Below are 25,487 nucleotides of genomic sequence, written 5' to 3'. Positions count from 1 at the left end.
CACCGGCGCGGCCATCTGGCGCTGGACGCCCAGGTGCGCCGCCGCGCCCCCCGGATCGCGCTGGCCGCCGCCCTGATGGGGCTGGTGCTGCTGGGGTTGGAACTGGCGCTGCACGACCTGTTCACGGCCGGCGCCGCTACCCGGGTGGCCGCCCTGGCCGGGCTGATCGCGGCGGGTGGTGTCTCCTATGCCGCCTTCGTGCTGGCCTTCGGCGGTTTCCGGCTGGCCGACGCCCGCACCCTGCTGCGGCGTTGACGGCGCCGGCCGCCGCTTGACCCCCGGCGGGTGCCGGGGCCATAACTCCGCGGCCGCATCCGGCACCCCGACTCCCAGCCCAGCAGACGACACGCCCATGAACCGCATCTTCTCGGGCATGCAGCCCACCCATCAGCTCCATCTCGGCAACTATCTGGGGGCGCTGCGGAACTGGGTGGCCTTGCAGAAGGACTATGAGTGCATCTTCTGTGTGGTCGACATGCACGCCATCACGATCGATCACAGGCCCGAGGTGCTGCGCGAGAACATCCGCGAGGTCACGGCCGCCTACATCGCCGCCGGCATCGACCCCGAGAAGAACATCCTGTTCAACCAGTCGGCCGTGCCCGGCCATGCCGAGCTGAACTGGGTCTTCGCCTGCCACACGCCGCTGGGCTGGCTGAACCGGATGACCCAGTTCAAGGAGAAGGCGGGCAAGCACCGCGAGAACGCGGTGCTGGGCCTCTATGCCTATCCCGTGCTGATGGCGGCGGACATCCTGCTCTACAAGGCCACCCATGTGCCGGTGGGCGAGGACCAGAAGCAGCATCTGGAGCTGGCCCGCGACATCGGCGGCGCCTTCAACCGTTACTACGAGCGGGAGTTCTTCCCCCTGCCCGAGCCGCAGATCCTGGGCGAGGCCACCCGGGTGATGAGCCTGCGCGACGGTACGAAGAAGATGTCGAAGTCGGACGAGAGCGACTACAGCCGCATCAACCTGACCGACGATCCCGACACCATCGCGCTGAAGATCCGCAAGGCCAAGACCGACCCCGAGCCCCTGCCGGAGACGGTCGAGGAGCTGGAGAAGCGGCCGGAGGCGGACAACCTCGTCACCATCATGGCGGCGCTGACCGGCCGTGCCCGCAAGGACGTGCTGGCCGAGCACGCCGGCAGCCAGTTCAGCGGTTTCAAGGGCGCGCTGGTGGATGTGGCCGTCGCCACGCTGGGGCCGATCACGGCCGAGATGAACCGGCTGCTGGGCGACAAGGCGGAGATCGACCGCATCCTGAAGCGCGGCGCCGAACGCGCCGGCGCCATCGCCGAAGAGACGATGAACGAGGTCAAGGACATCGTCGGGCTGCTGCGCCCCTGATTCCGCCACCGGGCGGCGGTCACCCCGCCCGGCGCTACATCCCTCGATAGAAGTAGACCTATCCCCCGCCTTCCACTATCGTCGTCCCAACCGGCGGATGCGAACCCATGCCGGAAGGGGAGGCGGGGATGGATGCGGAGGAGAGGGCCGCGGAAGGCGGGCACGCGACCGGAGGTCGTGCGTCCGGGAACCGCGGGATCAGAGGGGCCAACGGGATCACAGGGGCGAACGCGATCACCCGGAGCGGGGCCGCGACGCCCGACGGCCGGCGCGGCAGTCCGCTTGGCGGACGATACGTCTGTCCGCTTGGCAGACGATCCGACGGTCCGCGTGGCGGGCGATACGGTGGTCTGGCGCCGCTGTCCCGGTGGCTGCTGCTGGCGGCCCTGCCGCTGGCCGGCTGTAGCCACAGCCCGGTCCTGGTCGGAGCCCCGCAGCCGCTGCTGACGCCGGAGCAGCTTGAACAGAGCCTGCGGCCCTATCTCGACCCGGCGGTGGTGGTCACCTATCAGGGCAAGAGCGGCGCGGATCAGACCAACTACCGCGACCAGGTGATCCACGCCCGCATCGCCCTCATCGACTCCCGCTTCAAGGTCTTCCTCACCGACCTGGGGGTGGACACCAGGACCCTGGCGATCGGCGCCGATCTGGCGGTGATCGGCCTCAATACCGGCTCCGTCCTGTCCGGCGGGGAGACGGCGAAGGACATCCTGAGCGGGCTGGCCGCCGCCGTCACCGGCGCCAAGGGCGCGGTGGACAAGAACGCCTTCTACGACCAGACCGCGCCGACCCTGGTCAGCCAGATGATCGCCAGCCGGCGGGAGGTGCTGGCCGGCATCCTGGCGAAGATGCAGACGCCGAACTACTCGCTGGTCGAGGCGCTGGTCGATCTGGAGAGCTACGAGTTCGCCGGCAGCTTCAACGGTGCCCTGCAACAGATCGGGCAGAAGGCGGGCAACCAGTTCCAGGTGGCGGAGGCGCGCATCCAGCAGCTCGCCACCACCCGGTTGCAGGCCGCCGACATCGCCCCCGGCCAGATCGAGTCCCGCGAGGTGCTGCGCCGGCGCATCCTGGCGCTGGGCGGGCCGCAGGCCATCGCCGCCGCCGGGGTGGCGGCGAAGGAACCCGTCTTCCAGTCCACCGTCGAGCAGGCCGTCCGCGCCGGCGCCGATCCCGCGACGGAGGCGGGGGCGCGGACCATCCTGCTGCTGCTGGTGGGGGAGGCGTTCGACAGCACCGGCACGCTGGCCCGGCTCCAGGGCGTGGTGGACGGGGTCGCCGGTCCGTAGCAGGCCCTGCGGGCGCTCATGAGGGAGACGACGATGACGGACAGAACCGAAGGGGAGCCGGAGCAGGCCCGCGCGGCGGTCGTGCTGGCGCTGAAGAAGGTCTGGGTCGTGGACGGCACGGCGCCGGAGGCGCAGGTCCAGGCGCAGGCGCAGCAGTTCCGCGATCTGGGCTGGCAGAGCGTGACGGTGTTCCCGCCCACGCCGGAGACGAAGGGCGTCTGGGTCATCGTGGGGGAGGGCTTCGCCGCCGGCTGATCCCGCGGCCGCTGTTCAGGCGCCGGGACGGCGGCGGGCTGCCGCCCCCTCTACCCGATCCGGAGGCGTTTGACAGCGCAGCCGGGGCGGGCTTTAGTCACCCCATGGACCGCATCCTGATCACGGGCTTCGAGCCCTTCCTGGGCCATCCGGTGAACCCGTCGGCGCTGCTGGCGGAGGCGCTGGACGGGACCGTCGTGGCCGGCGCCCGGGTCAGCGGCGTGCAGCTTCCCGTCAGCTACGACGGCGCCGGCGGGGCCTTCGCCGCCGCCTTCGACCGGGTGCGGCCCGACGCCGTGCTGCTGTTCGGGCTGGCCTTCGAGGATGAGGCGATCCGGCTGGAGCGGGTCGCCCTGAACCTGGACGACACCACCCATCCCGACAATCTGGGGCAGATCCGCCGCGGCCGCCCCATCGCCGGGGACGGCCCCGTCGGCTACTGGTCCACCCTGCCGCTGGACACCCTGCTGGACCGGCTGACGGAGGCCGGCTTCCCCGCGCGGACCAGCCGCGATGCCGGCGGCTATCTCTGCAACCACCTGTTCTTCCGCGCCCGCCATCTGATCGAGGGGCGGGGGCTGGCGGTGCCGGCCGGCTTCGTCCATGTCCCGCCGCTGGAGGAGCAGGTGGCCGACCGGCCGGGCCGCACCGGCATCACGCTGCTGCGACTGGTGGAGGCCGCCCGGCTGATGCTGGAGGTGGTGGTGCAGGAAAGCCGCACCACAGCGGCCTGAGCGTGCGCCGACGCCCTGTCCGCCCCCTATTTCCCCTGGGCGGGGTGCGCCGGTGACGGTACACTTCCGGTCCCTTCCCGCGGCGAACCGCGCCCGTCCATGCAGGTCTACCTCCCGATCGCCGAGCTGTCGGTCAACGCCCTCCTGCTTCTCGGGCTGGGGGGGATCGTCGGCTTCCTGTCCGGCCTGTTCGGGGTCGGCGGCGGCTTCCTGATGACGCCGCTGCTGATCTTCATCGGCATCCCGCCGGCCGTGGCCGTGGGCACGCAGGCGAACCAGCTTGTCGGCGCCAGCGTCTCCGGCGTGCTGGGGCACTGGCGGCGCAACAATGTGGACGTCAAGCTGGGACTGGTGATGCTGGCCGGCGGCGCCGTCGGCACGGTGCTGGGGGTCTGGCTGTTCGGGCTGTTGCAGACGCTGGGCCACATCGATCTGGCGATCGGCCTGTCCTATGTGTTCTTCCTGGGCGTCATCAGTTCGCTGATGCTGTGGGAAAGCGTGCGGGCGCTCTTGCGCGGGCGCGACGCCGCCGTGGCCAAGGCGAAGATGCACCACCACACCTGGCTGCACGGGCTGCCCTTCAAGGTGCGCTTCCCCCGCTCCCGGCTCTATGTCTCGGTGCTGCTGCCGGGCGGCATCGGCTTCGTCGGCGGGGTGCTGGTGGCGATCATGGGGATCGGCGGCGGCTTCATGCTGGTGCCGGCGATGATCTACCTGCTGGGGATGCCCACCGCCATGGTGGCCGGCACCTCGCTGTTCCAGATCATCTTCACCACCGGCATCGCCGCCTTCGCCCAGGCCACCTTCAACCATACGGTGGATATTCTTCTGGCCCTGCTGCTTCTGGTGGGCGGCGTGATCGGCGCCCAGTTCGGCAGCCGCGCCGGCACCAAGCTGCGCGGTGAGCAGGCGCGCGCCCTGCTGGCGCTGATGGTGCTGGCCGTGGCGGTCAAGCTGGCGGTCGATCTGGTCGTGCGGCCGGACGATCTCTACAGCGTCACCCTGCCGTTGCCGGTCTGAACGGGGCTGCCGCCGATGCGCCGTCCCCCGACCGCCCCCCGCACCGCCTCCCGCACTGCGCTACCGGACAGCCTCCAGTCCGGACCGCAGCCCGCAGACCCGGCTCCCGCCGGCCCGGCGCCGGCCCGCCGGTCAAGTCTGGCCGCAGCCCTGGGCGCCGGCCTGCTGGCCCTGGTCTGCCTCTGGGCCGGGGCCGCCGCCGTCTCCCGCGAGGGCTGGGCGCAGCAGCTCGTGGCCGACCTGTCCAGCCATCTGATCGCCATCACCACCGGCTTCACCGGGACGGAGGTGGTGCTGTTCGGCGCCGTGGACGGGCCCGGCGACGTGGCCGTGGTGGTGCAGGGGCCGGAGGGCGAGGTGACCGTGCGCCGCAAGGACCGCGTCGCCGGCCTCTGGATCAACACGGAAAGCCTGGAGTTCGGCCGGGTGCCGGCCTTCTACGGCTACGCCGTGAGCAACAGCCTGGAGCAGGTCCCGCCCGCCGTGCTGCAACGCCACGAGATCGGGCTGGACCATGTGCGCCTGCTGCCGGTGGAGGAGGCGCCCGCCGCCAAGGTGGCGGAGTTCCGCGCCGCCCTGATCCGGTCCAAGCAGCGCGCCGGCCTCTACGGCACCGAGGCCGGGGAGGTGTCGTTTCTGGGCCAGCGGCTGTTCCGCACCTCGATCTACTTCCCGGCCAACGTGCCGACGGGTATCTACACCGTCGGCGTCTTCCTGATCCGCGACGGCGACGTGGTCAGCGCCCAGACCACGCCGCTGTCCGTTTCCAAGATCGGCTTCTCCGCCAGCATCTATGAGTTCGCCGTGCGCCGGTCGGTGCTGTACGCCCTGACGGGGCTCACCCTGGCCGTGGCGGCGGGATGGCTGGCCGGGGTGGTCTTCCGCAAGTCCTGAGAGAGTCCCGGGGGAGTCCGGCATGACCGACACCAGACCCGAGGGGCACCACCGCACCTTCCTTGTCGTCGTGGACGAGACGGAGGAGATGTCGGTCGCCCTCAACTACGCCGCCCGCCGCGCCCGCAATTCCGGTGGCCGGGTGGCCCTGCTCTACGTCATGGAGCCCGGCGAGTTCCAGCAGTGGAGCGCCGTCGAGGCGCTGATGAAGCATGAACAGCGCGAGCAGGCGGAGCAGCTCCTGCAACGGCTGGCGAAGACCGTGCTGGACATCTCCGGAACCCTGCCCTGCCTGCATCTGGTGGAGGGCAAGCGCAGCGAGGAGCTGATGCGGATCGTGGAGAACGACCGCTCCATCTCCATCCTGGTGCTGGCCGCCGGCACCGGCCGGGCCGGACCGGGGCCGCTGATCAACTACATGGTCGGGCAGATGTCGGGCACGCTGCGCATCCCCGTCACCGTCGTGCCGGGCGGGCTGAACGAGGCGCAGCTCGATATCCTGACCTGATCCGGGCTGACCTGATCCGGCTTGGCCTGGCTGGCCTGATCCGGCACCGCCCCGCCACGGGGTCGTATCAGGGGGACCTGCGTCAGGGGGCGGGCGCGAGCCCGAACAGTTCGACCGGCCGGTCGAGCCCGCGGACGGGGTGCAGCCCCAGGCTGGCGAGGCCGGCCTGGGGACAGGCGCGGGCGAAGTCGGCCGAGGTGACGAGGCCGCGCCCCAGCGCCCGGGTCAGCCCCTCCAGCCGGGTGACCAGATTCACCGCCGGCCCGATCACCGTGAAGTCCAGCCGGTCCGGCGCGCCGATGTTGCCGAACATCACGTCGCCATGGTGCAGCGCGATGCCGGCTCCCAGCCGCGGCTGGCCCCAGGCGGCACGCTGGGCGTTCAGCCGTTCCATCCCCGCCTGGGCGTCGCGGGCGGCGTCCAGCGCGATGGCGCAGGCCGCCGCCACCTGCTCCGGTCCGCCGCCGGCCGGAATGGCGAAGACGGCCAGCATGGCGTCGCCGATGAACTTCACGATCTCGCCGCCGCGTTCCTGCACGGCGCCGCCCATGATCTCGAAATAGCCGTTCAGCAGGGCGATGATCCGGTCCAGCGCCAGCCGGTCGGAGAGCGAGGTGAAACCGCGCAGGTCGCAGTACCAGAGCACGGCCTGCATGGTCAGACCGCTGCCGCGGCGGATGTCCCCGTTCAGGATGCGGCTGCCCGCCTCCTGCCCGACATAGGTGTTCAGCAGGTTCGTCGCCAGCAGCCGCAGCACCCGCGCCTCCACCAGGGCCGTCAGGGCCGGCAGGCTGTCATAGAGCAGGGTCAGGGCCTCGGTGCCGAAGCCGCCGGCGGCCCGGCTGGCGAAGGTCGCCGCGTGCCGCCGCCCGTTGGAGAAGACCATGGGCATGGCGGCATAGTCGGTCATGCCGTCCGCCCGCAGCTCGTCCAGGATCGGAAAGGGGAAGGGCTGCGGCAGGGTCGCCAGGGAATAGCGCACGCCTTCCGCCCCTTCCTCCATGATGGAGAAGACGGGACTGCCCATGAATTCGGGCGTCGACTCGACGCCGTGCGCCCGTTGCAGCGCCTCCACTCCCGGCCGGTCGGCCCGCCAGAGATAGGTCATGCCGCGGATCTGCGGATGCAGCAGGCGGACATGCAGGGTCGCGCGCTCCAGCGGCACGCCACGGCCGCAGAGATGGGCCGCGAACGCCTCCAGCAGGGTGGGAATGGTGGGCTGGCGCTGGCCTTCCGTCAGCAGCCACGCGACCGTGGGCACGGCCGCCGGTGCCAGCGCCGCCGGTTCCGGTGAGGCCGGTGCCGGCGCTGCCGGCCGTGCCGTCCCGCCGCCTGCCGCCGCGGGTCCGCTGCCCCCGATCGTCTCCTCCGCCACCCTGGCCGCTCCCCTGGGCCTCCGAGGCGCCCGCCGGCCCGGAACCGGGCCGGCATGGCACCGCCTGCGTTCTGACGCTTGATCGCCGCGACGATACTGCCCACTTTCCCCGACGACCGCCACCGCCGGCCGCGACGACCGGCCCGGGCGCAGGAAAGGGCCTTCTACCGCCATGTTCATCCAGACCGAAGAGACGCCGAACCCCGCCACCTTGAAGTTCCTGCCCGGCCGCGACGTGCTCGGCCGCGGCACGGCGGACTTCGCCGGCCCGGAGACGGCCGGCCCCTCGCCGCTCGCCGCCCGCCTGTTCGAGGTCGAAGGCGTGACCCGCGTCTTCCTGGGCGCCGACTTCGTGACGGTGACGAAGACCGAGGACAAGGACTGGTACGCGCTGAAGCCGTCCGTCCTGGGCGTCCTCATGGAGCATTTCACGGCCGGCCGGCCGGTGCTGCTGGAGGGGACCGCGGACGACGGCCACGCCGAGGCCGCCAACGCGGAGGACGAGGAGGTCGTGGCCCAGATCAAGGAGCTGCTGGACATCCGCGTCCGCCCGGCCGTCGCCCAGGATGGCGGCGACATCACCTTCCACGGCTTCGACAAGGGGGTGGTCTATCTGCACATGAAGGGCGCCTGCGCCGGCTGCCCCAGCTCCACGGCCACGCTGAAGGCCGGGATCGAGAACCTCCTGCGGCACTACATTCCAGAGGTTGTCGAGGTCCGTCAGGTCCGCTAAGGTGGTACCGCTGCCTGAAAATCGACGAAATTGGTAGCCAGAGGCTAATCTGCCTCATTGATCCTCCGGTATCCCTTGGGCTTCTCTCCGGCATGTCTTCGGACCCGGCCGAGCCCCGGGGGCCCGGGAGGCGGAATACCGGACTTGTTCCGGCCGGACACGGTGCTGCGCGGGCAGAAGCCCCGCCCCGGTCCACCAGCTAGGAAACGGTACGGAGCGGCTGCCCATGACAGCACACGTCAAGCCGGGGCCCAGGGGGCCCCTTCGGGAGATCGTCTGTCTCCTTGCCCTCGCCGCCATGGCGTTGGGCCCCATGTCCCTCGGGACCTTCGGAAACCGCGCCGGCGCCCAGCCGGGCGATGACCGGATGCTCGAGGTTCCGACCGGTGTCCGCATCACCCTGCCCGCCCGTCCCGGCGGCGCGGACACCCCCGACGGAAAGACCGCCCTGGCTGCTGTCGGGACGGACGGAAGCGATGCCGGGACGGACGGAAGCACGGACGGAAGCGAAGAGCGGGTGCGGCTGGATGCCCGCATGCTGCTGGACCTGTTCCACGCGAACGATTACCGGATCGACGCGGTGCGCAGCGGCGAACTGCCGGTGCCGCGGCTGGTGCTGAACGACCTGCCGCCCGCCCTGACGGAGATCGCCGACAGCAGCGAGCGCAAGGCGGTGTTCGTGAAGACGATGCTGCCGCTGGTGCTGATCGCCAACGAACGCATCGAGCGCGACCGCGCCCGCCTGCAGAAGCTGCATGCCCAGCGCGAAGCCGGGCACGAACCGGCGCCGCAGGACCGCGTCTGGCTGGAGCAGATCGCCGCGCAGTACGGGCTGGAGACCGACGGCGGCGTGGATACCCGGGCGCTGCTGCGCCGGGTGGACATCGTGCCGCCGTCGCTGGCGCTGGCCCAGGCGGCGGAGGAGAGCGGCTGGGGCACCTCGCGCTTCGCGCAGCAGGGCAACGCGCTGTTCGGCCAGCTCACCTGGTCGGAGGAGCACGAGGGCATCGTGCCGCGCAACCGCCGCGCCGGGGAAAGCCACCGCTACCGCAGTTTCGACGACGTTCAGGCGAGCGTGGACGCCTATATCCACAATCTGAACACCCACGCGGCCTATCTGCCCTTCCGCACCCAGCGCGCTTCGCTGCGCCGCCAGGGCCGGCCGCTGGACGGCTATACCCTGGCCGCGGCGCTGGAGCGCTATTCCGAGCGCGGCGCCGATTATGTCCGCGCCATCCGGGCGGTGATGCGGTCCAGCCGGCTGCGGGACTTCGACAACGCCGTGCTGAACGGCGCCTGGACGGCTCCGGATGCGGCAGAGGCTGCCGAGGCCATGGTGCGGAACGCCGTGGCCGGGACCGCCGCCGGACCGATGCCGGCCGTGCAGACCGTCGCCCTGCCGCCGCGCAAACCGTCTGCCACCCCGGTGGGGACGGAAACCGCCAGTGCGGAGGCAACCAGCACGCAAGCAACCCGTACGGAAGCGGCGGGGGCTCCCGCGGCGGGCGAGTAGCCTTCCGCGGGAGGGGCGGTCCGGGGCGGGCGTGCGCGGCGATGGTGGACTCCGGCCCTTGCCGGGCGATCCGTCCCGGTTACATAAGCGGTCGGGACCTGCAGCCGTGCGCCGCACCTGTTCCCCCGACCGGCCCCCGACCACAAGGAATCCTCCCCCGTGAGCCAGCCCGTACACCCCGCCGCCCCCGGCGGGAGACGCCTCGACGAACCGGGGCAGGACCTGTTGTTCCGCCACGCCCGCACGCACAATGCCTGGCAGGACCGCCCCGTGGCGGAGGAGACGCTGCGGCAGCTCTACGACCTGATGAAGTGGGGGCCGACCAGCGCCAACTGCTCTCCCCTGCGCATCCTGTTCCTGTGCACCGAGACGGCGAAGCAGCGGCTTGCCCCGGCCCTGTCCGAGGGCAATCTGAAGAAGACGCTGGCCGCCCCGGTGGCAGCCGTGCTGGGGTACGACACCCGCTTCTACGAGAATCTGGACCGCCTGTTTCCGCACAATCCGCTCGCCCGCTCCTGGTTCGAGGGGAACGCGACGGCGATCTTCGAGACGGCCTTCCGCAACAGCTCGCTGCAGGGCGGCTACTTCATCCTGGCGGCGCGCGCCGTCGGGCTGGACTGCGGGCCGATGTCCGGCTTCGACCGCGCGAAGGTGGAGGCGGAGTTCTGGCCGGACGGCCGGATCAAGGCGAATTTCCTGTGCACCCTGGGCCACGGCGATCCGGCCGGTCTCTATCCCCGCGGCCCGCGCCTGCCCTTCGAGGAGGTCTGCCGGGTGCTGTAGGCATCGCGGCCTGTCTCCGCCGGGGGGCCGCCGGGGGGCTCACATCAGCCGCGGCCCCATCGCCCCGTCCTCTACCAGCGGGTAGGCGGCGGCGCCGGGAAGCTGGTAGTGCCACCATTCCCGGTCATAGGGCTGCCAGCCGGCGGAGACCATCAGCCCTGCCAGCAGGCAGCGGTTGCGCTGGGCCTGCACCGGCACGGCGGTGCAGCCGTGCGCGGCCAGCGGCCCCATGGCGTCGAAACCGCCGCCCATGGCCAGCGGCGTTCCGTCTTCCGTGTCCAGGGTCAGGTCCACCGCCACGCCGCGGCTGTGGTTCGAGCCGGTCCGCGGGTCGGCGATGAAGTCCGGGTCCGGGAAGGCCCGCCACAGCCGCCACTGCGCCGCCGGCGGGCGGTAGGCGTCGAACACCCGCAGCCGCAGCCCCTGCGCGGCCGCCAGCGCCACGGCACGGCCCAGCGCCGCCGCCGCGTCCGGGTGCAGCAGGCAGAGCGGCCGCGCATAGATCGGGCTTCCCGTCAGGTTGTCCGGCGTGGCATAGCGGAGGTCCAGGTCCAGCCCGACGGCGGGCGGGGCGATCGTGACGAAGGGCATCGGCGTCGGCCCGGAAGGGGAGGGGGCTTTCCTCTACCATGCCCCGCACCGTCCGGGGAGGTGATCTCCCTGCCTTGGACGGCCCGGACCCGCGCGACGAGAACGGAAGAGCATGCTTGTCCTCGGCCTCGATACGGCGACCAGCGCCTGTGCCGCCGCCCTCTGGCGCGACGGTGCGGTGCTGGCGGTGCGCGCCATGGCCCTGCAGCGTGGCCAGGCGGAATGGCTGCTGCCGCTGGTCGGCGGCGTGCTGGAGGAGGCCGGGGTCGGCTATGCCGACCTGGACCGCATCGGCGTCGTGACCGGGCCGGGCACCTTCACCGGCCTGCGCATCGGACTGGCGGCGGCGCGCGGGCTGGCGCTGGCGACCGGCCGGCCGCTGGCCGGCTTCAGCTCGTTCGAGGCGGCGCTGCACGGCACCGACCCGGCCGCGCGGGCCGGAACGACGGTGCTCTGCTGTATCGAGTCCCGCCGCGACGACCTCTATCTCCAGCCCTTCGGACCGGACCTCGCCCCGCTGGCGGACCCGGCGGACGTGCTGCCGGCCGACCTGCCGGGCTGGGCCGCGGCGACGCTGCCGCCGGGGCCGCTGCTGCTGGCCGGCGACGCGGCGGAGCGCACGGCCGCCGCGCTCGGGCCGTGGCCGGCGGGGCTGAGCGTGCATCGCTCCACCGGGGCGGCGGAGGCGGTGGCGGTGGCGCGGCTGACCGCCGGGCTGGATGCGGATGCCCTGGCCGCGCGGCCGGCCGACCCCTTCTATCTGCGCCCGCCCGACGTGACCCTGCCGTCGGGGGTCCATGTCCCGGCCGTCGTTCCGGCTGTCCCCCCGGGCGGCCCCCCGGACGCGCTGCCGGGCACGCTCCCGGGCGGCCGCGGATGAGCCCCGCCGCGGCGGACGGCCCGCGGACCGTCGCGGTCGGTATCGCCCATGCGCCCGTGCTGGCGGCGCTGCATGCGCTGGCCTTCGCCGATCCCGACATCTCCGGCCCGGCCTGGGACGAGGATGCCTTCGCCCGGCTTCTGCTGCTGCCCGGCACGGCGGCGTTCCTGGCCCTGGCGGGGGAGGAACCGGCCGGGCTGGTGCTGCTGCGCACCGCCGCCGACGAGGCGGAGATCCTGACCATCGGCACGGCGCCCGCGGCACGGGGCCGCGGCATCGGAACGGACCTGCTGCGCGCCGCGGCCACCGCGGCCTGCGACTCAGGCGCGCAGGCGATGTTCCTGGAGGTCGCCGCCACCAACGCGCCGGCACAGCGGCTCTATGCCCGCGCCGGCTTCGAGACGGTGGGCCGGCGCCGCGGCTACTATCACACGGGCGCCGGCCGCGTGGACGCGCTGGTGCTGCGCCGCGCCCTGCCCTGACACCCCCGGCTCCGGCAACGGCTACCGGATCAGCCCGCCCGGACCAGCAGCCGGTGCGGCCCCTCGGGCGCATCCGGCCGTTCCGGCGCCAGCGCCAGTACGGCGTGTCCCTGTTCCACGAGCGCACGCGGTACGTTCACCAGCGGTTCGCCGGGGCTGAGCCGGACCTCCAGCGTCTGTCCCGGAGACAAGCGTTCCACGGCCAATTTCGTCCGCACGAAGGTCATCGGGCATACCAGGGCGGTGATGTCGATGAAGTAATCTGCTGTGCTTGATCCGCTCACGGTTTCCTCTTGTTCCGCAATAAATCGATATTGCACTCCGTTCCGATAAGACTTATACCCTCCATAGTTCCTTGAACGGAGCAAAGATAGATGACCAGTGCCTCGCCCTCCAACGAGCTGTTGTCTCTCACCACGGAGATTGTGGCGGCCCATGTATCGAACAATACAGTCGCCATTTCGGACCTGCCCTCGTTGATCGAACAGGTCTACCGCACCCTGTCCACCGTCGGGCAGGAGCCGGTTCCGCAGGCGGAGAAGCCGCAGCCGGCCGTTGCGATCAAGAAGTCGGTCACCCCGGACTACATCGTCTGCCTTGAGGACGGGAAGAAGCTGAAGATGCTGAAGCGGCATCTGAAGACCGCCTACAACATGTCGCCGGAGGAATACCGCGACCGCTGGGGCCTTCCGGCCGACTACCCGATGGTGGCGCCGAATTACGCCAAGCAACGCTCGCGTCTGGCCAAGCAGATCGGCCTGGGCACCCGCGCCCGCCGCAGCGCCGCCGACTGATGCGGCCGCGGGGCACGGCAGCCCTGCCCGACAGGTCGTCCTGGCAGACCGGCCGGGCATCCATGGCGACCGGACATGACAGTATTCCGCGGACGGGGTCGGCATCGCCGGCCCCGTCGGCGTTCCGGCCCCCCGTGCCCCCGTGCCCCCGTGCCTTGCATCATCCCCCTTGAATCGTCCCCCTTGCGCCCTGACCGGCGGCGGAAAATCGGGGGTCGAGAGCGGCGGCGGGGACTAAAGGATACCCGTGAAACTTTCGTTACGTGACGGGCTTCCCCGCAGGAGTTGGTTGACCGGCGTCTGGCGCATTGTGGTATGCCATTGGGCCGATACGGCGCCATGGCCACCCGGCTCCCGCCACCCCGCCCCCGAAGGGGCCCGGTGACAGGCCCGGGACCGGCCCCAAGGATCGCGAACCAGAGCATGGCTGACATCACGACCGACGCGCTCACGTCTGCGCTGACCTCCGGTGACCTGCGCTCGGGCAGCCTGGAGGTCCGGCTTGCCGAAACGACCGCCGAGGTGCAGGCGGCCCAGGCTCTCCGCTACCGGGTCTTCTACGAGGAGATGGGCGCCTGCCCGACGGCCGAGATGGCCGCCCTGAAGCGGGACTTCGACCATTTCGACGATCTCTGCGACCATCTGCTGGTGATCGACAACAGCCGCGGCAACGGGGCGGCCGGCGTGGTCGGAACCTACCGGCTGATCCGGCGCACGGCAGCGGCGCGGGTCGGGACCTTCTACTCGTCGGATGAGTACGACATCTCCCGGATCGAGGAATACCCGGGTGAGGTGCTGGAACTGGGCCGGTCCTGCGTGGACATCGCCTTCCGCAACCGGCCGACGATGCAACTCCTCTGGCGCGGGATCGCCGCCTATGCGGTGATGTACGACATCCGCCTGATGTTCGGCTGCGCCAGCCTGCCCGGCACCGATCCGCGGACGCTGGCGGCACCGCTCTCCTATCTGTACTACCACCACCTCGCCCCGCCGGCCCTGCGTCCGGTGGCGCTGCCGCACCGTTATGTCGACATGCGGATGCTTGACGAGCAGGCGATCAACCCGCGACAGGCCCTGAACGACCTGCCGCCCCTGATCAAGGGCTATCTCCGGCTGGGCGGCTTCGTCGGTGAGGGGGCCGTTGTGGACCACCAGTTCCACACGACCGATGTCTCCATCGTGGTGAAGACGGACCTGATCACGGACAAGTATCTGCGCCATTACGAGCGGCGCGGCACCGCGCTGATCTGACCACCGGGCGGAGCGGCGGCTTGGCGATCGGTTCCTCCTTCCGCGGGCTGTTCCGCCTTCTCGGTTACGCGGGATGGACCGCCCTGTGCATTCCGGTACAGGCGGCGATCCTGCGTTTCGGTCTGCCCGGACGCCGGCGGTTCCCGCACTTCTACCACGGCGTCTGCCTGCGCCTGCTGGGGATCGAGGTCCAGGTGCTGGGAACGCCGTCGGCGGTGCGGCCCACGCTGTTCATCTCCAACCACGCCTCCTATCTCGACATTCCGGTGCTCGGTTCGCTGCTGGAGACGTCCTTCGTCGCCAAGCGGGAGGTCGGGGCTTGGCCGGTCTTCGGGCTGCTGGCAAGACTGCAGGAGACCGTCTTCGTCGAGCGGCAGGCCCGCCACAAGGCGCACGAGCAGCGCGACACCATGGCCGGGCGGCTGCGTGCCGGCGACAATCTGGTGCTGTTCCCCGAGGGCACCAGCAGCGACGGCAACCGCACCCTGCCCTTCAAGACGGCCCTGTTCAGCGTGGCCGCCACCCGCGTGCCGCAGCCCGGCGGCGGCGAGGCGGCGCTGACGGTGCAGCCCGTCTCCGTCACCGCCACGCACCTGGACGACATCCCGCTGGGCCATGTGCTGCGGCCGCTCTATGCCTGGTACGGCGACATGGATCTGCCGCCGCATCTCTGGCAGTTCGCCCGCGCCGGCCGTCTGCGCGTGGTGGTGGAGTTCCATCCGGCCCTGACGGTGGAACAGGTGTCCAGCCGCAAGGCCCTGGCCGACCATTGCTGGCGGGCCGTGGCCGGCGGGGTGGACCGGGCCGTGGCCGGCCGGCTGCCCCCCGTTCCCGGACCGCAGGCTCCCCTGGTCGAGCTGCCGGTGCCGCAGCCGGGCTGAAGGCCCGCGCAGGCGGGCGGGCCGGGGGGCCTTTCAGCCCTGTCCAGACGGAGAGTCCGGTCAGACGGGGAACCTGTTCAGACGGAGAGATCGAGGCGGTTGCCGCGGGCGGGATCACGGCCGGGCGGCGTGCGGGCGCGTACGGCCTGCGCCTCGGTATCCACGGTATGGCCGGAGGAGGTGGCGTCGCGCGCCTCCCGCGAGCGGTCGATCCGGGCGGGTGCCGCGGCGGCCCGCGCCGTCTGCGTCTCCACCGGGCGGGCATTGCCCTGCGCCGACAGGATGGCGCTCGCCAGCGTCGGGGTGTGCTGCGGCGTGGCCGGTGTCGGCAGAACCTGCGGCGCCGACGTGAGGGACGGCGGAACGATCATGCCTGATGAGACGGCTGTTCCGCCGCGGGAGTCAAGCGCAACGGCGTCGCGCACGCCGGTGCCGTCCGGGGGGCGCCGGCTCACCCCGGCGCGAAACGGTCCAGCGCGGCGGGCGACAGTTCCATGGTGAAGGGCCCGTCGGTCCAGAGCAGCAGGCAGCGTACCGGCAGGCCGGGATAGATCCGGCGCAGTGCCTCGCGGTAGGCGGCCATCTGCGCCAGATAGACGGGCGGCACGTCGGCCTCCACCGTCGGCGGCGGGCGGTTCGTCTTGAAGTCCACGATCCAGACCGCCGTATCCGTCACCAGCAGCCGGTCGATCTGGCCGGACAGCGCCCGGCCGCCGACCAGCCCGACGATGGGCACCTCGGCCCGGCTGCCGGGACCGAACAGGGGGGCGAAGTCCGGGTCCTCCAGCACCCGCAGGGTCTCCGCCGCGATCTCCGCCTGCTGCTCCGGGGTGAGGCCGTGCAGCGGCCGGGCCAGCCACGCCGCGGCAGCGGGGCCGCGCGTCTCCGCCGGCAGGTCGGGCAGCACCTGGAGCAGGGTGTGGACCAGACTGCCCCGCTTGAAGCGCAGGCCGTCCTCCGCCCCCAGGGGGGAGCGCACCGGCGGCTCCACCCCCTCGGGGCGCGACGGCGTCAGCGGGCGCGACGGGGCGGGCTCGGCCGGCGCCCCGGCGCGCGCCCATTCCGGCAGGGTCACGCCGGCCGGCTCCTCCCCCGCTTCCAGGGAGTCCGGCTTCGGGGGCGCGCTCTGCGCCTCGCGCAGCAGCAGCCCCGGCCCCTGCCAGCCGGCGGGGGAGACGACGGTGAAGTCGTAGTCCTGTTCCTCCGCCACCGCCTTGAGGGCCTGTTCCACCAGCCTGTACCAGCAGCCGTCGCCGCCGGTGCGGCGTCCGGCCTCCCAGCCGCAGACGATCAGCCGGTCCTCCGCCCGGGTCAGGGCGACATACAGCAGGCGGCGGTATTCCTGGTCGCGGCGGTGGTCGGCGGCGCGGCGGGCGCTCTGGCAGGCGGGGTCCTCCAGCGCCCGGCGCGGGGCGAACAGCGGCACCTCGCGGCCGTCGGTGCCGTCGGGCCAGAGGATGCGGGGCGACTGCTCGGGCACGCTCATCGTGTCCGGCAGGATCACGACGGGCGCCTGCAGGCCCTTGGAACCGTGGACCGTCATGATCCGCACGCGGCCGCCGGCCGGGCCGCCGCCGGCATCCAGTTCGCGCTTGATCTCCGCCCGGCCCGCCTCCAGCCAGTGGAGGAACGTCTCCAGCGAGGGGACGTGCTCGCGCTCGAAGGACAGGGCGGCGGCGACGAACTCGTCCACCGGGTCCACCGCCTCCGCCCCCAGCCGGGCCAGAAGGGCGCGGCGGCCGGACACCGGGTCGGCCGGGCAGGGGCGCGACAGCACCCCGGCGAACAGCTCGAAGGGCGCGCGGAAATCCGTCTCCGCCAGCAGCCCGCGCAGCCAGCCGACGGCGCGCAGGAAGGGGCCGCCGTCGGGATCGGCCTCCGCCGCCCGCGCCAGCGCCGGCCAGAGATGCCCCGGCCGGTCCCAGGCCAGATCGAACAGCGCCTCTTCCGTCAGGCCGATCAGCGGCCCCTTCAGCACGCAGGCCAGGGTCAGGTCGTCCTCCGGCAGCAGCAGGAAGCGGCCCAGCGCCATCAGGTCCTGCACGGCGAGCTGTTCGGTCAGCACCATGCGGTCCACGCCGGCGACCGGCACGTCGCGGTCCTTCAGCGCCCGCACCAGATGCTGCACGAAACGGTTGCGCCGGCGCACCAGCACCATGATGTCGCCGGGGCGCACGGGGCGGTCGCGCGCCTCCAGCCGCTCGCCGCTGCGCAGCCAGTGGGCGATCTGGTCCGCCACCAGGGTGGCCAGCCGGGCCAGCGGCGCCTCCACCCGCTCCATCTCCGTCGGCGGGGTCCAGGGGGCGGGATCGCCCGCCTCCTCCGGCGCCAGCACGGGCCACAGCTCCACCCGGCCGGCCATGCCGCGGCGGAAGGGGCGATGGCACACCTCCGTCCCGTCCTCGGCCACGCCGTCGCGGGCCTGCGGCAGGCGGAACACCGCGTCCACGCAGCGCAGCACGGCCCCGACCGAGCGGAAGGAGGTCTGGAGGTTCACCGGCTCCCAGCGGGCCTGTGCCGCCGCCACCCGGTCCGCGAAGTGGCGGCGCATGCGGGCGAACTCGGCCGGGTCGGCGCGCTGGAAGCTGAAGATCGACTGTTTGTCGTCGCCGACGACGAACAGGGTGCGCCGGCGGTCGTCGGCGGCGCCCTGGCCGGCGAAGAACTCCTCCGCAATGGCCTTCACCACGTCCCACTGCTCGGGGTTGGTGTCCTGCGCCTCGTCCACCAGGATGTGGTCCAGGCCGCCGTCCAGCTTGTACAGCACCCAGGCGCAGGCCCGTCCCTCCCCCGCCAGCAGACGCGAGGCGGTGAGGATCAGGTCGTCGAAGTCCAGCAGCGCGCGGGCCCGCTTCAGGCGGGCGTAGGTCTCCAGCATCGCCTCGGCCAGGGTCAGCAGGGCCGCGGTCGCCTGGGCCACGCCGACGCACTTCATCTCGGCCGTCACGTCCAGGATGCGCTGCGCCTCCCGCTGCAACGCCTCCAGCGCGGCCGGGTCGGCGTCCGCCGCCTTGCGCCCCAGCAGGCTCTTGCGCACCTCCCCCTCGCGGGTCAGGAACAGCAGGCCGTATTCCTGGAACCCGGCGACCCGGCCCGCAGGCCCGTCCAGCCAGGCCTGAAGCGCGATGGCGCGCGCGCCGTCCTGCTTGCCGCCGCTGCCGGCCAGGGCGCGGCAGGCGGCGCGCAGGCCGGCCTCGTCGAAACTGCCGTCGCGGCAGGCGCGGGCGACGACATCGTCCATGCTGGCGCCGCGCTCCACCCGCAGGAAGCGGTGGACCGCGTCGATCGTCGCCTCCAGCCCGCCCTGCCGGTCCAGCAGGCGGCGGACCCGGCCGCGCTCCCGCGTCAGCTCGGCCAGCAGCTCCGCGAAGGCATCCTCCGACACCGCCCCGGCCAGGAAGGCGACAGCGCTGCCCAGCGGACCGTCCGCGTCCGCCTGGGCGTCGGCCAGCACCGCCTGCTTCGCCTGTTCCAGCAGTTCGGCGGCGGTGCGGTCGTCCATCACCTCGAAGTTCGGGGCCAGCCCGGCCTCCAGCGGGAAGCGGCGCAGCAGCGACTGGCAGAAGGCGTGGATGGTCTGGATCTTCATGCCGCCCGGCGCGTCCAGCACGCGGGCGAACAGCCGCCGCGCCACCACCACCTGGTCCCGCGACGGCCGCTCGCCGGTAAGCTCGGCCAGCCGGTCCACCAGCACGTCATCCTCCGCCACCGCCCAGGAGGACAGCCGCCCGGCGATGCGGTTCGCCATCTCCGCCGCCGCCGCCTTGGTGAAGGTCAGGCAGAGGATGCGGCCGGGATCGGTGCCGGCCAGCATCAGCCGCAGCACCCGGTCGGTCAGCACCTTGGTCTTGCCCGTGCCGGCCGACGCCCCGACCCAGACGCTGGCCTCCGGATCGGCGGCCCGGCGTTGCAGCACGGTGGGGTCGATGGGCACGGCGGCGGACGGCCGGTCATCAAGCAGTGTCATCGGTCCGTCTCCACCGGCGTAAGTCCGTCCAGGAAGGCAAGGGCCCGGGCAAGGATTGCGGAATCGGGGCCGCTGCTCAACAGCAGCCGCTTTGTACAGGGAATGTCGAGCGGCCGCACTCTGTTGCACTCCCGGATATAGGTGCGGTCCTTTTCCGCCAGCCGGTGCAGCTTCGACACGATGATGTCCACGGTGGAGGGCGCGATGGCCCGGACCCGGCCGCCCCCTGGCCGATCGACGTCCAGGACCACCGCCCGGTCCAACCAGTCGGGCGCCAGCTTGGCCGTCGTCTCGTCGACGCCATCGATGTAAAACCCGTGGGCGATATGGAACTGCGACCCTTCCCCGAACAGGGCGTTGATCTCTTCAGAGGCTTCGATGCCGGAGGTCTTCAGCCATTCCCCCGCATTGGCGGGATAGGCGTCGATCTCCGGCGAATTGCGCAGGGCGAAGGGAGCGTCCGGCCAGCCCAAGAGGACGGACTGGCTGCCGATGACGAAGACCCGGTCGGTGCCGAAATGGACGGCCAGCGCGCGCACGGCCCGTTCGAGGTCAAGGCGCGTGCGGAACGGGCGGCCGGTCACCCGACTCACTCCTGAGCGCGAGCCCCCGCTTCGCCAGCCGCCAGATGCGCCGGCGGATATCGGGGTCGGTGATCGCGATCTCCGTGACCAGCGGGAAGGGGGAACTCAACCGCAGCCGGTCCATCCGCTCCGACCGGCGGACCAGAAGCTCGGCGACCCGCTCGGGTGCCTGACCCAGCACCGCCTGCCACTCGCGGTAGCAGTCCATGCCGCGCCCGTCCAGGATCAGCCGGTCCAGCACGGCGCGGGCGCGCTCGACCAGCCGCGGATCGTCGCGCAGCCGGCGCGCGAAGACGCGGTGCATCATCAGCTTCGCCCGGTCGTTGACGCGCTCCTGGTTCATGGCTCCATGCCCTGCCCTCGGGACCGTCCGATCATGTCCTCCGATCCGGCTTCCGGCAAGCGCACCGTCACTCCTCCCCGCCGCCGGCGGACCATTCGGCGATGCGGGCCAGGTGGCCGTAGTCGCTGAAGCGCGGGGCCCGGCCCGGGCGCGGCTGGCTGCGGTAGGGGGTGGCGGGATCGTCGAACAGCGCGATCAGGCGGGACAGCCCCGCGCGCGCCTGTTCCACCAGATCCTCAAGGTCGCCCTTGACCGGCCGCACCTCCCCCGCCGGCTCGCCGCCGGTCAGCTTCCAGAAGGCCAGCTCGCCCACCGGCGCCGGGGCCAGCCCCTCGAACCCGCCTTCCTGCGCGATCAGCGCCTCCAGCGGAAGCTGTGGCGCGAATCCCAGTTCGATGTCCCGGGCCGTGGGCGGCGTGCCGGTCTTGTAGTCCACCAGCGCCAGCGCGCCGTCGGGCAGCCGGTCGATGCGGTCGGCGACGCAGCTCAGGACGAAGGGGCCGGCGGGGCCGTCCAGCCGCAGCGTGCCCTTGACCTCCGTCGCCAGCACGGCGACCTGCCCCCGCCGCTCCGCCTCCAGCGCCAGGAACCATCCGGCGATGCGCTCGAAGCGCGGCCACCAGAAGGCGCGGATGGCGGGCTGCTCCAGCAGCGGGCCGAACGCCTCCCGCCCGGCATCCAGGAGCCGCTCCAGCGCGTCGGGCGGCAGGGTCCGGGGGTATGTGCGCACGAAGGCGTCCAGCGCCTTGTGGATGAACTGGCCCCGCTCGGCGGCACCGGGGTCGGCGTCCACCGGCTCCAGCGCCTGGAGCTTCAGGACATGCCGGGCATAGATGGCGTAGGGGTCGCGCATCCAGGTCTCGACCTGGGTGACGGACAGCCGCCGCGGCCGCGCCGCGACCGGCGGGGCGGGGGCCGGCGGCGGACACGGGCGCACCCGTTCCGGCCAGTCCAGCGCCGCCTGCAGCGCCAGCCAGTGGCCCGCGTCCCGGCCGGGCAGGCGCAACGGGCCGGCAAGGGACAGCCCGGCGGCCTCCAGCACCGTGTCCAGCCGCAGCAGCCAGCGCGACGGCACGGTGGGGGTGCCGTCCACCCGTTCCGACCGGGTCAGCACCAGCTCGGCGGCACCGGCGGCCTGGGCGAAGTCGTGCGCCGTCTGGCCGATCCGCCGCTCCGGCGCCGGCAGGCCGAAGGCGGTCCGCATGGGCCGGCTCATCCACGGGTCGGCGGGCGGGGCGGGGGGCCAGGTGCCCTCGTTCAGCCCGCCCAGGATGGTCAGGTCGAACTGCTGCAGCCGGGCTTCCATCAGGCCCAGGATGTGCAGCCGCGGATGCAGGCCGTAGCGCGGGCGCACGGCCCGGCCGGCCATCAGCACCTCCACCAGCGCGGCATAGTCCGCCCCGCCCAGATCGGGGAAGCCGCGCGCGGCTTCGGCGGCCTCGCGCAGGAAGCGGGCGGCGGCCTCGCCGTCGTCGCCGGCCCAGACGCGCAGGGCGCCGGGCTCCCGCGCCGTGGCCGCCAGCAGCTCCGCCGCCTGCCCGTGCAGCTCCAGCCAGTCGGCCAACGGCCGGGGACCGTCCGCCATGGCGGCGCACAGCCCGCCGATGCGGCGTTCGAGATCCAGCAGGAACCCGGCCAGACGCGACCGCTCCTCCGGCCCGTCGAAGCGGCGCGGCTCCGCCGCCTCCAGCGCCCGGCGCAGGCCGGCGAATCCCTCCGCCGGGCGCGGGCCGCGCAGCACGGCCCGTTCCAGCGCGCGGGCCAGGGCGCGGAACTCCGCCGGGTCCGTCCCGCCGGCCGCCAGCGGGTGCTTCAGCAGCGCCAGCAGCCCGACCGGCGCCGGCGTCGCGGCAAAGTCCGCCAGCAGGCGCAGATAGCTGCCGACCGGGGTCAGGGCCAGGGGGCGGCCGGCGCTGTCGTCCACCTCCACGCCCCAGCGGCGCAGGGCCATCGCCACCCGGCGGGCAAGGGCGCGGTCCGGCGTCACCAGCGCCGCCGTGCGCCCCGGCGTCTCCAGCGCCTGCCGCATCATCAGGGCGATCACCCCCGCCTCCTCCTGCGGGGTGGGGGCGTCGATGCGGCTGACGCCGGCCAGCGCGTCGGGCGACAGGGCGGGCAGGGCACGCCATGCCTCCGTCGTCTCCGCCGGGCGCAGGGCCTCGGCCAGCAGCCGCGACCGGGCCACGGGGGAGCGCGGCGCCACCGCCAGCGGCCCCGTGGCGGGCAGCGGCCAGGGGGTGACGTCGCGGCGGTCCGCCCCCAGCCGCTCCAGCAGGCTCTTCAGGCCGGCCTGCGGGTGCGATTCGTCCAGCCCGGCCCAGGTGGCGTCGTCCATCCCCAGGTCCAGCCCGGGCAGCACCACCGCCCCCTGCGGCAGCCGCGCCACCACGGCCAGCAGATCCGCCGTGGCGGGGATGCTGCCGGTGACGCCCGCGGCGATCACCGGCCCCGGCGGCGGCCGCAGCTCCCAGGCGCGCGCCAGGGCCAGCAGACGGGCGTCGCGCTCCACCGCGGGATCGGCGCAGCCCTCTTCCGCCAGCACGTCGGGCCAGAGGCGGGTGACGATCTCCAGGAAGGTGAGGGTGACCTGCCAGTGCCCGGCATAGTCGTCGGGAACCAGGGCGCGCAGCCCCTCGAAGGACAGCCGCTCGGCCTGCACCTGGTCCAGCAGCCGGGCCAGCTCGGCCGCCAGCCGGGCGGCCTGCGCCGTGGTCGCGGCCAGCCCTTCGGCCTTCAGGATCAGCCGCGCCAGCAGGAGCTGCCGCCGGAGCGGCGAGACGGCGGGCGGGACGGAGAGGCCGCCCGCCCCCCCGGCCAGCCCCTCCAGCGACAGGGCCACCTCGTCCGCGTCCACCTCGCCCAGGGGGGAGAGCCGCGGCAGCAGCACCGGGCGGCCGTCCGACAGGCGCAGGAACGCCTCGCGCAGGGAACGCACGGCGCGCGCCGTGGGCAGCAGCACGGTGACCCGCGACAGCGCCAGCGGGTCGGCGCCGATCCGGTCCAGGATGCCGGCCGCGAGCGCGTCCACGAAGGGCAGCTCGGGCGGCAGGGTGTGCAGGCGAAGGCTCATCGCTTCATCCTACACGCTCCGGCACGGGAGGGAATCCGCTACGACCGGCCGGCGTCCCGGCAGCGTCAGCGCCGGTAGGCGTCCACATAGGCGAGCGTCCGGCTCAGCAGGGTCTGCCACTGCCGCACCAGGGCGGTGTGATGGTCGGTCGTGCAGGGACCTTCGCGCCCCAGCGCGACGCCGAGATCATAGATGCCCTGGATGCGTCCCATGCTGCGGGCAAGGCGGTAATGCTCGTACCAGCGCATCAGCTCGTCGCGGTCGGGCTTGCGGCCGAAGCCGCAGGCCTCGAAGAAGCCTTCGAGCTGGCCGGAGACGAGGATCAGCTCGCCATGCACCTCGTAATCCGCAGGGATCTGTCCCAGCGACCGGCCCGGAACCTGGGCCGGGCCGGGGATCGGGGCAGGTCCAGGGGCCTGCTGGGCCGCCACCGGGCCGGGCGCGGCGGCCAGCAGCAGGGCCGCCGCCAGGACAGCCCGCCGCGGCCGTCCTGGCGCCGGCCAGCACAGTCCGCGTGGGTCTCTGCGCGGCCGTCCGGGCATCGCGCCTTCCTCCGTCGTCGCCTGTCGGTCGGACAGGTAACGCCGGACGCCGGATTCGGCTCCCGCACCGCGGCAGGCGCGACCGGGCGTGACGGTCGGTCAGGCGCCGGCGCCCAGACCCGTCAGCAGGGCCGTGACCGCCAGCGAGGCGGTGACGCCCATGACCAGGGCGGCCAGGACCGTCAGCAGCAGCCGGGTGCCGCGGGCGAGCGTCCGCTCCTGCCCGAGATGCAGCGCGATCAACACGAAGCTCCAGACGCTGAAGCCGGCCGCACCCAGCCAGAAGAACGGGGTCAGCCAGGCGGGCGCGCCGCCCAGCCCGGCCAGGGCATGGCCGGACAGCATCAGCGCGAACAACAGGCAGAGGCCCAGGGTCAGGCGCAGCATCCAGCGCGGCACCGGAACCACGGGACCGCGGACGGTGGGGCCGCGGACGGAGGATGAGGGGCGGAGGTCGGTCGGCATCTCGGTCGCCATCCAGAAAGGGAAGGTCCCGCCGGCGGACGGCCGGCGGCGGCGCGACCATGGCAAATCCCGCGGCCCGCGGAAAGGGGGGGACCGGCCGGGCGGGCGGGAAGTGGTCCCCTGCCGCACGCTGCCAGCCGCGCCCGACATGTCCGGCCGGGCGCAGCCGTTCCCCTTGCCAGGGCCGGGCGGGCGGCGTTAGCTCTCGGCCCCCAGACCGCAGCACCGGACCCGCGACGACCATGCGCCCCGCAGGCACCCAGGACGAGGATGAGGACGACGCCCCGCGGATACCCGCCGGCACCCGCAACTACATGACGCCGGAGGGCTTCCGCCGGATGCAGGAGGAACTGCGCTCGCTCCTGCGGGTGGAGCGGCCGAAGGTGGTGGAGGTGGTGGCCTGGGCCGCCGGCAACGGCGACCGCTCGGAGAACGGCGACTACATCTACGGCAAGAAGCGGCTGCGCGAGATCGACCGCCGCATCCGCTTCCTGAGCAAGCGGCTGGAGAACGCCGAGGTGGTGGACGCCTCCCGGCAGCCGCGGCGCGACCAGGTGTTCTTCGGCGCCACCGTCACCTATGCGCGGGAGGACGGGACGGAGCGCACCGTCACCATCGTCGGCATCGACGAGGCGGACATGGACCAGGGCAAGGTGAGCTGGATTTCCCCGATCGCCCGCGCCCTGCTGAAGGCGCGCGAGGGCGATCTCGTCACCCTGCGCACCCCGCAGGGGCCGGAGGAGATCGAGGTCGTCGCCATCGCCTACCCTGACGCCGCGTCCTGATCCCGCCTCCCGACGCCCGTGTCCCGGCGGCCGGGCGACTTAAGACACGGATGAACACGGATATGAACCAGCTCTTGTCCGTGGCCGGCGCAGCCGGCATCCGTGTCCTCCGTGTTCCCCTGCCACTCGGGCCGGACGCCCGGTCGGCAGGGCTGCCGGGAGGCGGGAGAGCACAGGACACGGATGAACACGGATGAGGGGCCGCCTCTTATCCGCGGCCATCCGTGGCCGGCGGAGCCGGCATCCGTGTCCTCCGTGTTCCCCTGCCACTCGGGCCGGTCGGCAGGGCTGCCGGGAGGCGGGAAAGCACAGGACACGGATGAACACGGATATCCACGGATGAACACGGATGAGGGGCCGCCTCTTATCCGCGGCCATCCGTGGCCGGCGCAGCCGG

General features: G+C 72.7%; 27 protein-coding genes (1 of these 27 running past the window's edge). 17 read left to right on the top strand and 10 right to left on the bottom strand.

Translation table 11 applies throughout. The features are described from left to right. The 8 genes from murJ to RC1_RS12560 form a co-directional block, all read left to right on the top strand. On the top strand, nt 1-255 hold the final stretch of the coding sequence (murJ, locus tag RC1_RS12595) for a murein biosynthesis integral membrane protein MurJ (RefSeq protein WP_012567786.1). It extends 1,287 nt beyond the left edge of the window; 255 of the gene's 1,542 nt are visible here — the last part of the coding sequence; the start codon falls outside the window, past its left edge; the stop codon is at nt 253-255. A 97-nt stretch (nt 256-352) separates the two neighbouring features. Beyond that, a complete protein-coding gene (trpS, locus tag RC1_RS12590) occupies nt 353-1,351 on the top strand; it encodes a tryptophan--tRNA ligase (protein WP_012567785.1) in 999 nt (332 codons plus the stop codon). Between the two features lie 107 nt (nt 1,352-1,458). Then, complete coding sequence (locus RC1_RS12585) at nt 1,459-2,640, top strand: hypothetical protein (RefSeq protein ID WP_012567784.1); 1,182 nt, start codon at nt 1,459-1,461, stop codon at nt 2,638-2,640. 33 nt (nt 2,641-2,673) lie between these two features. Further along, nucleotides 2,674-2,895, top strand: a complete 222-nt coding sequence (locus RC1_RS12580; protein ID WP_012567783.1) for a hypothetical protein — start codon at nt 2,674-2,676, stop codon at nt 2,893-2,895. A 104-nt stretch (nt 2,896-2,999) separates the two neighbouring features. After that, nucleotides 3,000-3,629, top strand: a complete 630-nt coding sequence (locus RC1_RS12575) for a pyroglutamyl-peptidase I (RefSeq protein WP_012567782.1) — start codon at nt 3,000-3,002, stop codon at nt 3,627-3,629. A 99-nt stretch (nt 3,630-3,728) separates the two neighbouring features. After that, nucleotides 3,729-4,649, top strand: a complete 921-nt coding sequence (locus tag RC1_RS12570) for a sulfite exporter TauE/SafE family protein (protein WP_012567781.1) — start codon at nt 3,729-3,731, stop codon at nt 4,647-4,649. Between the two features lie 15 nt (nt 4,650-4,664). Beyond that, nucleotides 4,665-5,543 carry a TIGR02186 family protein gene (locus RC1_RS12565; protein WP_012567780.1) on the top strand — a complete coding sequence of 293 codons (879 nt, stop codon included), beginning with the start codon at nt 4,665-4,667 and terminating at the stop codon, nt 5,541-5,543. Nucleotides 5,544-5,565: 22 nt separating this feature from the next. Beyond that, a complete protein-coding gene (locus RC1_RS12560) occupies nt 5,566-6,051 on the top strand; it encodes a universal stress protein (RefSeq protein WP_012567779.1) in 486 nt (161 codons plus the stop codon). Nucleotides 6,052-6,133: 82 nt separating this feature from the next. Here the strand turns inward: RC1_RS12560 and RC1_RS12555 are convergent, their stop codons facing one another. After that, nucleotides 6,134-7,426 (bottom strand): adenylate/guanylate cyclase domain-containing protein, encoded by a 1,293-nt coding sequence (locus RC1_RS12555; RefSeq protein WP_012567778.1) that lies wholly within the window; start codon nt 7,424-7,426, stop codon nt 6,134-6,136. A gap of 172 nt (nt 7,427-7,598) precedes the next feature. Here RC1_RS12555 and RC1_RS12550 point away from each other — a divergent pair, with 172 nt between their 5' ends. From RC1_RS12550 to RC1_RS12540, 3 genes are all read left to right on the top strand, one after another. Beyond that, a complete protein-coding gene (locus tag RC1_RS12550) occupies nt 7,599-8,159 on the top strand; it encodes a NifU family protein (RefSeq protein WP_012567777.1) in 561 nt (186 codons plus the stop codon). Nucleotides 8,160-8,526: 367 nt separating this feature from the next. Beyond that, nucleotides 8,527-9,672, top strand: a complete 1,146-nt coding sequence (locus RC1_RS20185) for a glucosaminidase domain-containing protein (protein ID WP_148213447.1) — start codon at nt 8,527-8,529, stop codon at nt 9,670-9,672. A 159-nt stretch (nt 9,673-9,831) separates the two neighbouring features. Next, a complete protein-coding gene (locus RC1_RS12540; protein WP_012567775.1) occupies nt 9,832-10,455 on the top strand; it encodes a malonic semialdehyde reductase in 624 nt (207 codons plus the stop codon). Nucleotides 10,456-10,494: 39 nt separating this feature from the next. Here the strand turns inward: RC1_RS12540 and ddpX are convergent, their stop codons facing one another. Then, nucleotides 10,495-11,046, bottom strand: coding sequence for a D-alanyl-D-alanine dipeptidase (gene ddpX, locus RC1_RS12535; RefSeq protein ID WP_012567774.1), 552 nt, complete (start codon nt 11,044-11,046; stop codon nt 10,495-10,497). A 112-nt stretch (nt 11,047-11,158) separates the two neighbouring features. On the opposite strand from ddpX, the gene tsaB reads away from it, so the two are divergent. Further along, complete coding sequence (gene tsaB / locus RC1_RS12530; RefSeq protein ID WP_012567773.1) at nt 11,159-11,926, top strand: tRNA (adenosine(37)-N6)-threonylcarbamoyltransferase complex dimerization subunit type 1 TsaB; 768 nt, start codon at nt 11,159-11,161, stop codon at nt 11,924-11,926. Continuing rightward, entirely contained in the window at nt 11,923-12,408 is a 486-nt protein-coding gene (gene rimI, locus RC1_RS12525; RefSeq protein ID WP_012567772.1) for a ribosomal protein S18-alanine N-acetyltransferase, read from the top strand. Before tsaB ends, rimI begins: the two co-directional genes overlap by 4 nt. A 29-nt stretch (nt 12,409-12,437) precedes the next feature. On the opposite strand, the gene RC1_RS22200 is transcribed toward rimI, so the two are convergent. Beyond that, complete coding sequence (locus RC1_RS22200; protein ID WP_012567771.1) at nt 12,438-12,692, bottom strand: sulfurtransferase TusA family protein; 255 nt, start codon at nt 12,690-12,692, stop codon at nt 12,438-12,440. A gap of 90 nt (nt 12,693-12,782) precedes the next feature. On the opposite strand from RC1_RS22200, the gene RC1_RS12515 reads away from it, so the two are divergent. From RC1_RS12515 to RC1_RS12505, 3 genes are all read left to right on the top strand, one after another. Then, nucleotides 12,783-13,202, top strand: a complete 420-nt coding sequence (locus RC1_RS12515) for a Ros/MucR family transcriptional regulator (RefSeq protein ID WP_012567770.1) — start codon at nt 12,783-12,785, stop codon at nt 13,200-13,202. A gap of 423 nt (nt 13,203-13,625) precedes the next feature. Next, nucleotides 13,626-14,453 carry a GNAT family N-acetyltransferase gene (locus tag RC1_RS12510; RefSeq protein ID WP_012567769.1) on the top strand — a complete coding sequence of 276 codons (828 nt, stop codon included), beginning with the start codon at nt 13,626-13,628 and terminating at the stop codon, nt 14,451-14,453. A 20-nt stretch (nt 14,454-14,473) separates the two neighbouring features. Further along, entirely contained in the window at nt 14,474-15,334 is an 861-nt protein-coding gene (locus RC1_RS12505; protein ID WP_012567768.1) for a lysophospholipid acyltransferase family protein, read from the top strand. Nucleotides 15,335-15,411: 77 nt separating this feature from the next. On the opposite strand, the gene RC1_RS12500 is transcribed toward RC1_RS12505, so the two are convergent. From RC1_RS12500 to RC1_RS12470, 7 genes are all read right to left on the bottom strand, one after another. Next, the gene (locus tag RC1_RS12500) at nt 15,412-15,705 is read right to left on the bottom strand and encodes a hypothetical protein (RefSeq protein WP_012567767.1); all 294 of its coding nucleotides are present in this window, start codon (nt 15,703-15,705) and stop codon (nt 15,412-15,414) included. Nucleotides 15,706-15,785: 80 nt separating this feature from the next. Beyond that, complete coding sequence (gene addA / locus RC1_RS12495) at nt 15,786-19,301, bottom strand: double-strand break repair helicase AddA (RefSeq protein ID WP_012567766.1); 3,516 nt, start codon at nt 19,299-19,301, stop codon at nt 15,786-15,788. Further along, complete coding sequence (locus RC1_RS12490) at nt 19,298-19,885, bottom strand: DUF6036 family nucleotidyltransferase (RefSeq protein WP_012567765.1); 588 nt, start codon at nt 19,883-19,885, stop codon at nt 19,298-19,300. Before RC1_RS12490 ends, addA begins: the two co-directional genes overlap by 4 nt. Then, the gene (locus tag RC1_RS12485) at nt 19,854-20,228 is read right to left on the bottom strand and encodes a hypothetical protein (RefSeq protein ID WP_012567764.1); all 375 of its coding nucleotides are present in this window, start codon (nt 20,226-20,228) and stop codon (nt 19,854-19,856) included. Before RC1_RS12485 ends, RC1_RS12490 begins: the two co-directional genes overlap by 32 nt. A gap of 67 nt (nt 20,229-20,295) precedes the next feature. Next, on the bottom strand, nt 20,296-23,298 hold the full coding sequence (addB, locus tag RC1_RS12480; RefSeq protein ID WP_012567763.1) for a double-strand break repair protein AddB: 3,003 nt from the start codon (nt 23,296-23,298) through the stop codon (nt 20,296-20,298). A gap of 65 nt (nt 23,299-23,363) precedes the next feature. Continuing rightward, nucleotides 23,364-23,840 (bottom strand): hypothetical protein, encoded by a 477-nt coding sequence (locus RC1_RS12475; RefSeq protein ID WP_012567762.1) that lies wholly within the window; start codon nt 23,838-23,840, stop codon nt 23,364-23,366. A gap of 99 nt (nt 23,841-23,939) precedes the next feature. Further along, nucleotides 23,940-24,305 (bottom strand): hypothetical protein, encoded by a 366-nt coding sequence (locus RC1_RS12470; protein WP_148213445.1) that lies wholly within the window; start codon nt 24,303-24,305, stop codon nt 23,940-23,942. 242 nt (nt 24,306-24,547) lie between these two features. On the opposite strand from RC1_RS12470, the gene greB reads away from it, so the two are divergent. Beyond that, nucleotides 24,548-25,090: a transcription elongation factor GreB gene (greB, locus tag RC1_RS12465; protein ID WP_012567760.1), complete on the top strand. Its 543-nt coding sequence runs from the start codon at nt 24,548-24,550 to the stop codon at nt 25,088-25,090. Nucleotides 25,091-25,487 lie beyond the last annotated feature (397 nt).

This window comes from Rhodospirillum centenum SW (assembly GCF_000016185.1).
GTDB lineage: Bacteria > Pseudomonadota > Alphaproteobacteria > Azospirillales > Azospirillaceae > Rhodocista > Rhodocista centena.
The sequence above is the reverse complement of the archived record's forward strand: the minus strand, read 5'-3'. Positions and strand labels throughout refer to the sequence as shown.

Excerpts from the sequence above, each read along its gene's own strand:
- ddpX (WP_012567774.1), bottom strand. The coding sequence starts at position 11,046 with ATGCCCTTCGTCACGATCGCCCCGCCCGCCGTCGGGCTGGACCTGGAC.
- tsaB (WP_012567773.1), top strand. The coding sequence starts at position 11,159 with ATGCTTGTCCTCGGCCTCGATACGGCGACCAGCGCCTGTGCCGCCGCC.
- RC1_RS12515 (WP_012567770.1), top strand. The coding sequence starts at position 12,783 with ATGACCAGTGCCTCGCCCTCCAACGAGCTGTTGTCTCTCACCACGGAG.
- RC1_RS20185 (WP_148213447.1), top strand. The coding sequence starts at position 8,527 with ATGCTCGAGGTTCCGACCGGTGTCCGCATCACCCTGCCCGCCCGTCCC.
- rimI (WP_012567772.1), top strand. The coding sequence starts at position 11,923 with ATGAGCCCCGCCGCGGCGGACGGCCCGCGGACCGTCGCGGTCGGTATC.
- RC1_RS12575 (WP_012567782.1), top strand. The coding sequence starts at position 3,000 with ATGGACCGCATCCTGATCACGGGCTTCGAGCCCTTCCTGGGCCATCCG.
- RC1_RS12475 (WP_012567762.1), bottom strand. The coding sequence starts at position 23,840 with ATGCCCGGACGGCCGCGCAGAGACCCACGCGGACTGTGCTGGCCGGCG.
- RC1_RS12585 (WP_012567784.1), top strand. The coding sequence starts at position 1,459 with ATGCCGGAAGGGGAGGCGGGGATGGATGCGGAGGAGAGGGCCGCGGAA.
- RC1_RS12470 (WP_148213445.1), bottom strand. The coding sequence starts at position 24,305 with ATGCCGACCGACCTCCGCCCCTCATCCTCCGTCCGCGGCCCCACCGTC.
- RC1_RS12560 (WP_012567779.1), top strand. The coding sequence starts at position 5,566 with ATGACCGACACCAGACCCGAGGGGCACCACCGCACCTTCCTTGTCGTC.
- RC1_RS12510 (WP_012567769.1), top strand. The coding sequence starts at position 13,626 with ATGGCTGACATCACGACCGACGCGCTCACGTCTGCGCTGACCTCCGGT.
- RC1_RS12485 (WP_012567764.1), bottom strand. The coding sequence starts at position 20,228 with ATGAACCAGGAGCGCGTCAACGACCGGGCGAAGCTGATGATGCACCGC.
- addB (WP_012567763.1), bottom strand. The coding sequence starts at position 23,298 with ATGAGCCTTCGCCTGCACACCCTGCCGCCCGAGCTGCCCTTCGTGGAC.
- addA (WP_012567766.1), bottom strand. The coding sequence starts at position 19,301 with ATGACACTGCTTGATGACCGGCCGTCCGCCGCCGTGCCCATCGACCCC.
- RC1_RS12550 (WP_012567777.1), top strand. The coding sequence starts at position 7,599 with ATGTTCATCCAGACCGAAGAGACGCCGAACCCCGCCACCTTGAAGTTC.
- greB (WP_012567760.1), top strand. The coding sequence starts at position 24,548 with ATGCGCCCCGCAGGCACCCAGGACGAGGATGAGGACGACGCCCCGCGG.
- RC1_RS12500 (WP_012567767.1), bottom strand. The coding sequence starts at position 15,705 with ATGATCGTTCCGCCGTCCCTCACGTCGGCGCCGCAGGTTCTGCCGACA.
- RC1_RS12570 (WP_012567781.1), top strand. The coding sequence starts at position 3,729 with ATGCAGGTCTACCTCCCGATCGCCGAGCTGTCGGTCAACGCCCTCCTG.
- RC1_RS12580 (WP_012567783.1), top strand. The coding sequence starts at position 2,674 with ATGACGGACAGAACCGAAGGGGAGCCGGAGCAGGCCCGCGCGGCGGTC.
- trpS (WP_012567785.1), top strand. The coding sequence starts at position 353 with ATGAACCGCATCTTCTCGGGCATGCAGCCCACCCATCAGCTCCATCTC.
- RC1_RS12565 (WP_012567780.1), top strand. The coding sequence starts at position 4,665 with ATGCGCCGTCCCCCGACCGCCCCCCGCACCGCCTCCCGCACTGCGCTA.